10 protein-coding genes are annotated in these 11,775 nt (G+C 63.3%); all 10 read right to left on the bottom strand.

Annotation, left to right across the window (positions count from 1 at the left end):
* Positions 1–87: 87 nt before the first annotated feature.
* The 10 genes from OSH12_RS13890 to OSH12_RS13845 all read right to left on the bottom strand — a co-directional run bounded on the left by OSH12_RS13890 (position 88) and on the right by OSH12_RS13845 (position 11,589).
* A complete protein-coding gene (locus OSH12_RS13890; RefSeq protein WP_266344162.1) occupies positions 88–1,068 on the bottom strand; it encodes an asparaginase in 981 nt (326 codons plus the stop codon).
* A gap of 190 nt (positions 1,069–1,258) precedes the next feature.
* On the bottom strand, positions 1,259–2,194 hold the full coding sequence (locus OSH12_RS13885) for an HNH endonuclease (protein WP_266344161.1): 936 nt from the start codon (positions 2,192–2,194) through the stop codon (positions 1,259–1,261).
* 213 nt (positions 2,195–2,407) lie between these two features.
* Complete coding sequence (locus OSH12_RS13880; RefSeq protein WP_266344160.1) at positions 2,408–3,106, bottom strand: FadR/GntR family transcriptional regulator; 699 nt, start codon at positions 3,104–3,106, stop codon at positions 2,408–2,410.
* Positions 3,107–3,238: 132 nt separating this feature from the next.
* The gene (locus tag OSH12_RS13875; RefSeq protein ID WP_266344159.1) at positions 3,239–4,303 is read right to left on the bottom strand and encodes an ABC transporter permease; all 1,065 of its coding nucleotides are present in this window, start codon (positions 4,301–4,303) and stop codon (positions 3,239–3,241) included.
* Entirely contained in the window at positions 4,300–5,829 is a 1,530-nt protein-coding gene (locus OSH12_RS13870) for a sugar ABC transporter ATP-binding protein (RefSeq protein WP_266344158.1), read from the bottom strand. Before OSH12_RS13870 ends, OSH12_RS13875 begins: the two co-directional genes overlap by 4 nt.
* Before the next feature lie 109 nt (positions 5,830–5,938).
* A complete protein-coding gene (locus tag OSH12_RS13865; RefSeq protein ID WP_266344157.1) occupies positions 5,939–7,072 on the bottom strand; it encodes a sugar ABC transporter substrate-binding protein in 1,134 nt (377 codons plus the stop codon).
* 308 nt (positions 7,073–7,380) lie between these two features.
* Positions 7,381–8,409: an aldo/keto reductase gene (locus OSH12_RS13860; protein WP_266344156.1), complete on the bottom strand. Its 1,029-nt coding sequence runs from the start codon at positions 8,407–8,409 to the stop codon at positions 7,381–7,383.
* Between the two features lie 146 nt (positions 8,410–8,555).
* Entirely contained in the window at positions 8,556–9,200 is a 645-nt protein-coding gene (locus OSH12_RS13855; RefSeq protein WP_266344155.1) for a ThuA domain-containing protein, read from the bottom strand.
* A gap of 29 nt (positions 9,201–9,229) precedes the next feature.
* Positions 9,230–10,330, bottom strand: a complete 1,101-nt coding sequence (locus OSH12_RS13850) for a Gfo/Idh/MocA family protein (protein WP_266344154.1) — start codon at positions 10,328–10,330, stop codon at positions 9,230–9,232.
* Between the two features lie 41 nt (positions 10,331–10,371).
* Positions 10,372–11,589 (bottom strand): ROK family transcriptional regulator, encoded by a 1,218-nt coding sequence (locus OSH12_RS13845; protein ID WP_266344153.1) that lies wholly within the window; start codon positions 11,587–11,589, stop codon positions 10,372–10,374.
* Positions 11,590–11,775: the final 186 nt, after the last annotated feature.

Raw genomic sequence — 11,775 nt, 5'->3', positions numbered from 1 at the left:
GAGGTTTCGGCTGCATGGATTCCGGCTTTCGCCGGAATGACGGTAGATGGTTTGGCGGAGTCCGTAGGAGGAGCGGGAAAAGCCCCCCTACCCGCCCAGCACCTCAAACTCCGCCCGGATCTCCTCCCGCTCCAGCCCCAGGCCCAGCAATACCGAGGCGAGGATGCGCGCCTTGATGCCGGAGAGATCGCCGGCGAAGATCACGCCGGCGCGCTCCAGATCCTTGCCGCCGCCATTGCCATAGATCGGCTTGACCCGACCTTCCGGGCAGCGCGACGCGACGATGACGGGAATGCCGGTTTCGGCCAGTTCCGCGACGGCCCGGGTGACGGCCGGGGTCGCGTTGCCGCGGCCAAACCCCTCGAGCACAATCGCCTTGGCGCCGCTCGCCGCCGCGAAGCGGATGGCGCGGTCGGAAGCGCCCATCACCATCTTGATCAGTTCGACGTCGGTCTCGACCTGGCCCGGCGCGTAGGCCTTGCGCAGCAGGGGCTTGCGATGGACGAGGACGCGATCGCCATCGACCTCGCCGAGCTTGCCGTGCTCGCCGGAGCGGAAGGTGTCGACGCGCGAGGCGTGGGTCTTGGTGACGTCGCGGGCAGCATGGAAATCCTGCTCGAAGACGATCATCACGCCGAGGCCGCGCGCCGTGGGGCTTGCGGCAATGCGGATCGCGTCGGCGATGTTGCGCGGGCCGTCCGTATCCGGCTCGTCGGCGCTGCGCTGCGCGCCGGTGAACACCACCGGCTTGTCGCTGGTGACGAGGAGATCAGCCATCCAGGCGCTCTCCTCCATCGTGTCGGTGCCATGGGTGACGACGACGCCGTCGCAGGCCGGATTGGCGAGATGCTCGGCAATGCGCCTGGCGAGATTGAAGGCGAGCGGCAGGTCGATCGCGTAGCTGCCGACATTGCAGAACTCGTCGATCGCGATCTCGATGCCCTCGAGCGGATCGTGCAGCGTGGCCCGCAGATCGGCGCCGGAGACACTGGCGACGACGTCGCGGCCATCCGCGGCAAGCCGGGAGGCAATGGTGCCGCCGGTGGTGATCAGGGTGATCTGGGGCATGAAAACTATATTCCTTCGCGACGAGCGAACCAGACCCGGATGGGGGCAATATTCCGAGCGCGATCCCTGGTTGAGGGATCAGATGCCCGAGTTTCGATGGACGCAAGCTAGCACGCGAATTGAGCCCTAGGGCGCAGCACCCCCTCCAATCCCAAGAGACTGCGAACTCTTCGCTGATGGACAGCGGCCATCAGCCGATAAAAACATGCTCGCGATGAAACTTCAGGAATTGGGGGTGCGGTCTCAGTTCTTTGAGCTCTGGCACGGCAATACGTCCATCCGTTGGGAACAAGCGACGTATTGCTTCGGGCACCGACGCACTAATGAGAATGTGATAGTCATCGCTGATGGAGATAAGTCCGCGATCGAAAAGCTTGTGGAGCGTAGCAGTCAGCGCAATCCCGTTGCGCACATCGTCCGGACCACCCCGGGCGACGGGCTGGATGTGGCAGGCTTCACACTCCGCCGTCCCCGCCGGAAAGAGCACCTTGATGCGCGACATGGCGCAGCGATAGTCATAGACTTCCAACACCGCAGGGGCGAAGCCACGCTCGCGATGCAGGCGTGTGATAAACAATCCATCGATCCCGCGCGGAGAAAGATCGTCTAGGAACGCCGCTGCCTCCTCGTCCATGCCCGACGCGCAGGAAGAAGCGATCGGATTGGAAGCGAATGCATGCAGCTCATCGCCCGGATTCCGGTTTGGGAAACCGGCAGCAATGATCCGTTGAAACTCCGGATCGGACAGGTTGAGAACGGTTCGTCCGAACAGGACGCTCTGCTTGGAACCAGGCGAATTTCTCTGACTAATTTCGAAAAAGACGCCGACCTCCGAAAAGGTAACCGGCCGGTCAAACTCCCGGTAGTTCTCTATGAGTGCGCAATAGTATCCTGGGCAAAGTGGATCCTGGACGATATCTGCAATGCTCGCCCTGGCAAAACAGTATCCCCGCAAATGCCTCCGTTGCGGCACTCCGGAACCTCTCTTCGGCTCGTAGTAAATGATACGGCTGTGGCGGGCCGCCTGAGCCTGATGGAGAAATGCCGGCAGAAAATAGTATTTCGTCGCCAGATTCTCATCATGGAAGCGCGGCTTGTGGGTGAAAAGAACAGCCTTATCGATCATGCTGGCAGCATGATCGACCTATCCAAAAGTTCAATAGTCACGCTCGAATTGCCGAGGTGAATGCTCGATCAAAGTAATAGCCAAATCCAAGCGGTTGAGTATGACGTCAACTCTCCGGCGGAAAAGGCGAAGAAATGTGATTCAGGGCTGATCTATCGCGCTCTGGCGGGATTGTCTGCGAGGCTTGTGCCTCGGATCCGAACGGGTCCGGACTCAAAGCCCCAGCCGGCGAGACGAATTCGTCAGGTGGGAGCGCATCGCCGCCGCTGCGCCGGCCGGGTCGCCGGCCCGGATTGCCTCGTAGATCAGTTGGTGCTCGTCATGCGAGATCGCCGATGTCTTGGCAAAGTCGAGCGAGCGCAAAGCGACCAGGATGCTCTCCTGCAGCTTCACGTCGACGAACGCAATGAACAGCGCGACGAATGGATTCTTCGTCGCGCGGGCGACGGCGCGGTGGAAACTGATGTCGGTCTCGACATAGGCGCTGTGCAGATCCGTGACCTTGGCCATGTTGTCGATGCAACGCTCCATCTCGGCCAGGTCTTCGTCGGTGCGCTGGACTGCCGCGAGTTCCGCCGATCCCGTCTCCAGCATCAACCGCAGCTCATAAAGATGACGGTAGTCCTCCGGCACGGCGAGGCTGTTCGGCTCCAGCGTCAACGAATTCGCCGCCTCCGGCGAGGCGACGAAGGCGCCGATCCCCTGGCGCGAGACGACCAGCCCCTCATGCCGTAGTTTGGCGATCGCCTCGCGGATCACCGCCCGGCTGACGCCATGCTGGAGCGCGAATTCCTGCTCCGTCGGCAGCCGGTCACCCGGCTTCAGGTTTCCGCGCAGGATTTCGAAGCGCACAAAGGCTGCGACTTGGGATGGAAGCCCCTGCCGGTTGACCTTGTTCGGATTGATTTCCATCGCGGTGTGTTTTCCTCATCTTGTTACACCGGGTGGGACCCACCCTGCGGGATTCATCTGGGCCTCATACGCCGAAGAGCACCCTCAAGTCACCAGCATGCTCGGACTTTCGGTCTCGCTTGCGGTCAGACATCAAGCCGCGCGCGGCCGCCGGCGCCCGATCCGCAACACGCCTTCATTGACGCGCTTGTCGACCACGACCGCGGCGATCAGTACCATGCCCTGCGCCACATATTGCCAGAACGGCTCGACACCGGACAAATTGAGGCCGTTGGACAGCACGCCGACGATAATGGCGCCAATCACCGTTCCCATGATGCGACCCTCGCCGCCGGACAGGCTGGTGCCACCGATGATCACGGCCGCGATCACTTCCAGTTCGAAGCCGACGCCGATATTCGGATCACCGGAGCCGACACGTGTCGACAGCACGATGCCGGCGAGCGCCGCCATCATGCCGCTCAGGACGTAGAGCGAGATCAGCGTGCGTTCGACCGGAACGCCGGAAAGGCGCGCCGCCTCTTCATTGCCGCCGACGGCATAGACGTGCTTGCCAAACTTGGTCTTCTGGCTGGCCCAGCTATAGACAAGCGCCACGACCGCCGCGATCAGGATCGGCATCGGAAACGGGCCAATCTTGGTCGTGCCGAGGGTGGACCAGTTTGGCGGCAAGCCGACTAGGATGGCGCTCGGCGTGATCAGATAGGCGATGCCGCGCGCGATATTGAGCGAGCCAAGCGTGACGATGATCGGGCTGACCCGCATCTTGACGATGATCGCGCCATTCAAAAATCCGATGAACGCGCCGAAGGCGAGCGCCGCGAGAAAAGCAAGCGGCAGCGGCACGCCCTTGACCGCGAGGCTGGCGGCGACGACGGAGCACGCGGCCAGAACGCTGCCGACCGAAAGATCAAGGCCGCGCGCGATCATCACCGCCGTCATGGCGCTGGCAGCGATGATCAGCGGCGCCGTATTGCGCGCCAGGTTCTGGAAGTTGGAAAGCGTCAGGAAGCGAGGATTGAAGAAACTGAAGACGATGATCATCAGCAACAGCACCAGCAGCGTCACGATGGTCTGAAGCTTCTGGCGGTCTGCGATGATCGATCGCCAGACGGATTGGCTCTGCACGGAATTCCCCTCGCCATTCTGAAGGCTATTCTTGGATTTTTTGTCATAGCTGCTGGCGGACACGCTCATGATTGGCCTCCATGCAGCATCGAGAGTTCGATCACGTCCGCCTCGGAAGCGCTGCCCGGCAATTCGCCGACGGCATAGCCGTTGTTGAGCACGAGGATGCGGTCGCAGAGCCCCAGCACTTCCGGCAGTTCCGAGGAGACGAGCAGGATGGCCAGGCCCGACTTGGCCAAGTCGTGGATCAGCTTGTAGATCTCGCGCTTTGCGCCGATGTCGATGCCGCGCGTCGGCTCGTCGAGCAGCAGAACCCGCGTCTTCATGGTCAGCCATTTGCCGACCACGACCTTTTGCTGGTTGCCGCCGCTCAGAAGGCTGATGCGCTGTCGGATCGACGGCGTCTTGACGTTCATGCTTTCGACCGCCTGGCGCGCCACGATTTCAGGCTCACCATTGTCGCGCCGGCTGTCGGGAAACTCCTGCCAGGGCAAAAGCACATTGTCGAAGACACTGAGCACGCCGACGATGCCCTGCCCGCGCCGCTCCTCCGGCACCAGTCCGATGCCGGATCGGATCGCACCTCGGACCGAATTGGCCGGCACCAGTTCGCCATCGACGGACACTTCGCCGTGCACAACCTCATCGGCTCCGAAGATCGAGCGCAACAATTCCGTGCGCCCCGCGCCAACAAGGCCGGCGACGCCGACGATTTCGCCGGCCCGAACGGAAAGGTCGATATCGCGGATGCGCGCGCCGGAAAGGCCGCTCACCTTGAGAACTTCGCGACCCGGCTGGCGATCCTTGGCAGGGAAGATGTCGCCGAGGTCGCGGCCGACCATCAGGCGGATCAGTTCTCGGGGCGTCGCCTCGGCGCGGTTCAGCGTCGCCACCTTGGCGCCGTCCTTGAACACGGTGACGCGGTCGCCGATCTCCTCGATCTCGCGCATCTTGTGCGAGACATAGATGATGGCCTTGCCCTGCTGCTTCAGCGTGGCGATGACCTGGAACAGCTGGCGAACCTCCTGCTCCTCGAGCGGCGAGGTCGGTTCGTCCATGACGATGACGTCGGCATTGGCGCAGAGCGCCTTGGCGATCATCACGGCCTGCTTTTCCGCCGTCGAAAGCCGCCCGACACGCATGTCGGGATCCAGCGTATCGAAGCCGATGCCGAGCAGGATTTTTCGCGCGGTCGCAGTGGCCGACTGCGCATCGAAGCGACCGCGTGCGCCCGGCTCGGAACCGAGCACGATGTTTTCCGCGACCGTCAGGCCGTCGACGACGCTCAATTCCTGGAAGATGAAAGCAAGGCCCAGTTCCTTGGCGTCGCGCGGTCCGGCCATCTCGGCCTTGACGCCGCGCACAAGAATCTCGCCGCTATCGGGCTGGGTTGCACCAGCCAGGATCTTGACGAAAGTCGACTTGCCGGCGCCGTTCTCGCCGATCAGGCAATGAACTTCGCCGCGCATCAGGTCGAAATCGACTCCGGCGAGCGCGCGCACGCCTGGAAACTGCTTTGAAAGCCCGAAGGCCTGGAGAACGGGTTGCCCGGTTTCGGTCCTTGGCGCGGGTTCCGCCAGATCTATCGACGACATCAAGCTTTCCTTGGGCGGCACAGGCCCGCTCGCGATCCAGCGCTCAGGCACGTGAGAGGCAGATCAGCGTGGCGGCGGCTTTGACCCGCCGCCACGCCAGATCAGACGATCAACGCGGATATTGCTGCGTCAGCCAGGTTTTGATGCCCTCTTCCGTCGGGCTGATCGGCGGATAGCCGACGACAACCTGCGTGTTCGGGTTGGTCTTGCCTTCTACCGTCGCGGCCAGAAGGTTGAAGGTCGCGAGGCTGAAGTCATAGGGCGGGTAACCGCTCTCGGCCTTCAGCGGCGAGGCATCGCTGCCCAGTTCGCTCATGACCGGCTCGGAGCCGTCCACGGACGCCACGACACCCCAATCCGGCGAATACGAGCCGGCCGCCTTCATCGCGGCGATGGCGCCAAGCGACGAGTCGTTGTTGATGCCGAAGATGACGTTCAGCGTCGGGTTGCCCTGCAGCAGATCCGCCGCTGCCGGATTGGCCTTGTCGATGACACCGCCGCCATCCACCGACTGCGCAACGACGGCTGTCGGGATCAGCGACTTGAAGCCGTAGAGGAAGCCGTTCTTGCGATCCTGAACCTGCGGCAACTGCGGCAGGTCGACGATGCCGATGACGGCCGGCTTGTCGCCGAACTTTTCCTTGAAGTAGCGGGCGGCGTTGCAGCCGACGATGCGCGGACCATCAAAGTCATTGGCGAAGACGCGCGGCGCGACCACTTCGGTCGGCTGGACGTTGTAGGTAACGACCTTCAGGCCGGCTTCGAGCATGCGCTTGACCTGCGGCACGGCAGCACCGCTATCGAGCGGTGCGAAGGCAACTGCGTCCGGCGCGTCCGAGATGATGTCGTCGACGAGCTTCTGCACCGTGCCGGCGTCGAAGCGGCCGTCATAGACCTTCAGCTCGAACTTGTATTTGGCGGCCAGCCGCTCCCAGTGACCCTTGATCGCCAGGAAATAGGGCTGGCCGAGCCCCATGACGGAGAGCGCGACGCGCTTGCCGGTCAGGGCGCTGGCTTCCGGCTGATCGAGCCAGGCGCCCGGCTCGGATGCGTAGCCGGTGAAGCCGGAAACGGCGGCCGGAATGTCCTTGACCGCCGCCGGATCGGCCGGCTCGCAAAGCTCGGTGGAGAAGGACTTGCCGGCGATGGCGACAGCGCCATCGGCTGCGTTGGCTGCGACGGCCGAAAGCGCCAGCATCGCACCGGCGATGACACCGCGATTGAGTGATTTCAGAGCAGTCAAATTCACCTCCCAGGATTGACTGATCGACCGATTATCATACGTCATGTCATCAGACAAGTTCGGTTGTCAGACAAGGCTGCGTTTCCTGCCGCTTTGGATTGGTCTGGAAGGGAATGACGGCCGGATCAGGGATCGATCAGCAATATTGCCGTGGACCCCAGCGGTCTGACGAAGCCTCGCCTTCGCCTCTTCGGCGAGGAAAGCCCGGCATCCAGAAACAAAAAACGGACCCGAGTGGGTCCGTTCTTTTTCCAAAAGGACCGCCCGGATCGGGGCGGTCCTCAAGTCTGCTGGGTGCTTTTGAAAACTCAGAGAGCCGGGATGAGGCCTTCGGCTTCCAGCGTCGTCCAGAGTTCAGCGGGGATGTCGCGCTCGAACCATTCGACATTGCCCTGGACCTGCGCCGCCGTCTTGGCGCCGATCACGACGACCGTCGAGGCCGGGTGGCGCAGCGGATACTGGATCGCGGCGGCCGGCAGCGGCACGTCGAAGCGACGGCACACAGCCTCCAGCTTCTCGACCTTGGCCAGCACGTCGGCCGGGGCGTCGACATAGTTGAACTTCTTGCGGCCCGAGGTCGAAGCCAGGATGCCGGAGTTGAACACGCCGCCGATGACGAGATCGACCTCGTTCTTCAGCGCCAGCGGCAGGAAGGTCTCGGCGGCGTCGCCATCGAGCAGCGTGTAGCGGCCGGCGAGCAGGCAGACGTCGAGATCAGCCTCCTGCATGGCATCGCGAATAACCTGCCATTCGTTGACACCGAGGCCGAAGCCGGCGATCAGGCCGGCGGCCTTCAGCTCGGTCAGCGCCTTGAAGCCGCCGCCCTTGGTCAGTGCATTCCAGTGATGGTCGTGCAACTCGCCATGCGTGACGCGGCCGATATCGTGCAGGAACAGGATGTCGAGACGGCCAAGACCGGTGCGCTGACGACTGTCGTCATAGGAGCGCAGGATGGCGTCATAGGAATAATCGAACACTTCGCGGAACGGCAGGCCGTTGCTCCAGCCCGAGTCGAACTCGTTCTTCGGCGGCTCCGGCGGCAGGACGCGGCCCGGGCGATCGAAGCTCATCAGGCGACCGACCTTGGTGCTGATGTGGAACGAATCCGCATCCTGCTCGCGCAGGAAGTGGCCCATCAGGTGCTCGGCGCGGCCCATGCCGTACATCGGCGCGCTGTCGAAGTAGCGCAGCCCCGCGTCCCAGGCCGCCTGCATCGCGCCTTCGGCGTCGGCGAGCGCGACCGGGGCATACAGGCCGCCGAACGGCGCCGTGCCCAAACCGAGCAGGGTCAGATCGATATTGGAGCGCTTGAGGTGCTTCTTGTCAGAGGCTTTCATGGATCACTCGTCCGAGGTCAGAGATGGCGCGGGTCTTGTTGGCGCAAGTCGTTTGGCCGCTAGTCTTGTGACGCTTCCCGGCGAAAGGCGCAACGCCTTGATGCCCGGCCGCTGGGTCGGCCGGGCATTCCACTCAGCCGCTTCGGTCAGCGCGCTGCCCAGAGCAGGCCGCGCCGCATGATCGTATTCATCTCCGGCACCTTGAACTCGCTGGCAACGTGACCGAGCGACGAATAGAAAACCCGCCCCTTGCCGTGCTTGCGCTTCCAGACCACCGGCATGACGACGCCATCAATCCAATAGGCGTGGTCTCCGGTGAAGGTCGTCGTCGCCAGCACCTCGTTCGAGGGGTCGACATGCATGTAGTAATGCTCGGACCGATACGGGAAGCGGGTCGGAATGCCTTCCATGATCGGGTCCTCGGGCTTCGTCACATCGACATGGTAGTCGATGATATTGCCCGGATGGGCGACCCACTGGCCGCCGACCATGAACTGGTATTCAACCGCCTCGCGGAACGCGTCGCCCATGCCGCCATGATAGCCGGCTAGGCCAACGCCACCCTCGACCGCCTTGGTCAGATTGAGAAGCTCCTCCTTCTCGATCTTCGACATGGTGTAGATCGGCACGATCAGGCTCATGTCGGCAATGGCCGGGTCGGCGAACGCCTCGGTCGAATTCTCCAGGTAGACCTTGAAGCCTTCTTCCTCGAGCATCCCCGCGATGACGTTGGCGCCCTGCTCCGGCTCGTGGCCGCTCCAACCGCCCCAGACAATCAATGCCTCGCGCATGGTCTCTCTCCCTCTTGAATTGGTTTGGTTCAGCCGATCGCGCCGATGGCGACGCCGACCGGCAGCGCGGCCGGCCGTTCCGGGCGGCTCGAAATCGTGATGTGCTCGCCGGTGTCGGACGAACGCTGGAATGCCTCCATAACCTCCAGCGCGTGGAAGGCGAGATCGCCGCTCGCACGGTGGGGCCGGCCGGTGCGGATCGCCTCGGCCATGTCGGCGACGCCGATGACGCGATAGTTGCCGTCGGCATAGGCGTGCTGGGTCGGTACCGTCTGCCAGTCCTCGGACGCCGTCGCGAGCTTGATGTCACCACCAAAATGGTTCGGATCGGGCACGAGGATCGAGCCGGCCGAGCCATAGAGTTCGATCGGGCTGTGCTGGTGGCGCGGCACGTCGAAGCTCATGGCGATGGTAACGACGGCGCCGGAGACGAATTGCAGCGTGCCGGCGACATGGGTCGCGACCTCGACCGGGATCTTGGTGCCGTTCAACGGCTCGCTGGTGACGAGGCGCTCGTCGCGCAGCTTGGTCGCGACGCCGGCGACGCGGGCGACGGGACCGAGCAGATTGACCAGATCGGTGACGTAATAGGGTCCCATGTCGAGCATGGGTCCGCCGCCGTCGAGATAATAGAAGCCGGGATTGGGATGCCAGCGTTCATGGCCGGGGCACATGAAAAAGGCGGTTCCAGCGATCGGCGTGCCAATAGCACCCTCGTCGATCAGCTTGCGGCTGGTCTGGTGCGCACCGCCGAAGAAGGTGTCCGGCGCGCTGCCAAGGCGAACGCCTTTGGCCTTGGCCGCCTCGACCAGTTTTCGAGCCTCGCCCGTGGAAATGCCGAGCGGCTTCTCCGAATGCACGTGTTTTCCGGCCGCGACGACCTGCAGGCCGACTTCGACATGCGCTTTCGGGATCGTCAGGTTGACGATGATCTCGATCAAGGGATCGGCCAGCATGGCGTCGATCGACTGGGCCTTGAGGCCGAATTCCGCCGCGCGAGCGCTGGCCGCATCGGCATTCAGGTCGGCAACGCCACGAATGTCGAGGATCGGGAAACCCGCCGCCGCCTTCAGATAGGCCGCGCTGATATTGCCGCAGCCGATGAAACCAATTCCTACCCGTTCAACCATCTCTCGCTCTCTCCCAGATGCGATTTTTGTCTCGTTGGTCGTCAGCGATGGACGACCGGTCCCGTGGTGTTCCAGGGCGCGCCATAGAGGTCGCGAAGCGTCATCGCGGCCGCGCCGCGCGCCCAAATATCGTCCTGCCAGTGGTGGACGACGATGTCGGAAACATCGGCGAGGCTCGGCGGCAGAAGCTCCGCCACCGTCCGCCGGATCGGTCCGACCAGCGCATCGCCAGCCTCCAGCGCCGCGCCCGCCATGATGACCTTGGGTGGCGCGAACAGCGTGATCAGATTGGCAATGGCGAAGCCGAGCGCCCCGCCTGCCCGCTCCAGCAGCGCCAGGATCTGTGGATCGCCGGCCTCAGCCAGCTCCAGAATCTTCTCGAGCCCGCGACCGAGGCGAAACGCATGCTCGTGTTCGCCCCCGGCAACGATCTCGCGCGCCTCGGCGACGATGCTGGCCTCGGAGGCAGCACTTGCCAGCCGGGTCGAGCCATTGCCGGTCGGCGGGCGGACCATCAGGTCGCCGAGATCCGGGCTCAAACCATTGGCGCCACGGAACAATTCGCCATTGTGCATAATGCCGAGGCCGAGCCCCGCCTCGACCGAGATGACGAGAAAATCGTCGAGGCCGCGCGCCTGGCCAAACCAGTGCTCGGCCAGCGTGACGAGATTGACATCGCTATCGATGGTCGCCACGACGCCGCCGAGGCGGTCGGTCATTTCGGCTGCAAAGGGTACGTCGCGCTCGCCAAAGATCGGGCTGGCGCGGCACACGCCGGCCAGTCGCTCCACGACGCCGGGCAGACCGACGCAAACACCGGAGATCTGCTCCATGGTGAGGCCGGCATCCGCGACGGAGCGACGGATTCCGTCCTCAACCAGATCGGCAATGACGGTGACGGACTGGCGTTGCAGGCGGATCGGCAGGACGAGGCTCGACAGCACGTCGGCGCGGAAATTGGTCGTCGCCACCGTGATCTGATCGAGCGCCAGCTTGACGCCGACGACATAGGCCGCGGCCGGATTGAGCTCCAGCATGACGCGGGGTCGACCGCGCGCGGCATCGCGAATTCCACCAAGCTGATGGGTGATGATCAGTTCGTCGTCCAGCAACGCGCCGGTGATCGCCGAAACCGTCGTTGCCGATAATTGCGTGCGATCCGAGATCTCGACGCGCGAGATCGGACCAAACCGCCGGATCGCGTCCATGACATGGAAGCGATTGATGGCGCGCATCAATTCGGGATCAGCTGTCTTCATTTCCAGGGAGCCATTTATTCCGGGTCAGGCAGTTATTCACACTGCAAAGGGGGCCTGTCAACGCCCGATTCCGCGCTGCGGCGCAACAAAATTGAGCTTCTCTTGACAGACGCCCCATAACGAGAACAGATTTAATCCGCATTGTTTATTAAACGAGCGCCGGTGGGAGGAAACTTCCGGGGCCGT

The organism is Kaistia terrae, assembly GCF_026344005.1.
Taxonomy (GTDB): Bacteria; Pseudomonadota; Alphaproteobacteria; order Rhizobiales; family Kaistiaceae; genus Kaistia; species Kaistia terrae.
The sequence above is the reverse complement of the archived record's forward strand: the minus strand, read 5'-3'. Positions and strand labels throughout refer to the sequence as shown.

Bases quoted from the DNA above. Each gene is read 5' to 3' on its own strand.
- OSH12_RS13845 (WP_266344153.1), bottom strand. From the start codon at position 11,589: ATGAAGACAGCTGATCCCGAATTGATGCGCGCCATCAATCGCTTCCAT.
- OSH12_RS13870 (WP_266344158.1), bottom strand. From the start codon at position 5,829: ATGTCGTCGATAGATCTGGCGGAACCCGCGCCAAGGACCGAAACCGGG.
- OSH12_RS13890 (WP_266344162.1), bottom strand. From the start codon at position 1,068: ATGCCCCAGATCACCCTGATCACCACCGGCGGCACCATTGCCTCCCGG.
- OSH12_RS13885 (WP_266344161.1), bottom strand. From the start codon at position 2,194: ATGATCGATAAGGCTGTTCTTTTCACCCACAAGCCGCGCTTCCATGAT.
- OSH12_RS13855 (WP_266344155.1), bottom strand. From the start codon at position 9,200: ATGCGCGAGGCATTGATTGTCTGGGGCGGTTGGAGCGGCCACGAGCCG.
- OSH12_RS13875 (WP_266344159.1), bottom strand. From the start codon at position 4,303: ATGAGCGTGTCCGCCAGCAGCTATGACAAAAAATCCAAGAATAGCCTT.
- OSH12_RS13850 (WP_266344154.1), bottom strand. From the start codon at position 10,330: ATGGTTGAACGGGTAGGAATTGGTTTCATCGGCTGCGGCAATATCAGC.
- OSH12_RS13860 (WP_266344156.1), bottom strand. From the start codon at position 8,409: ATGAAAGCCTCTGACAAGAAGCACCTCAAGCGCTCCAATATCGATCTG.
- OSH12_RS13880 (WP_266344160.1), bottom strand. From the start codon at position 3,106: ATGGAAATCAATCCGAACAAGGTCAACCGGCAGGGGCTTCCATCCCAA.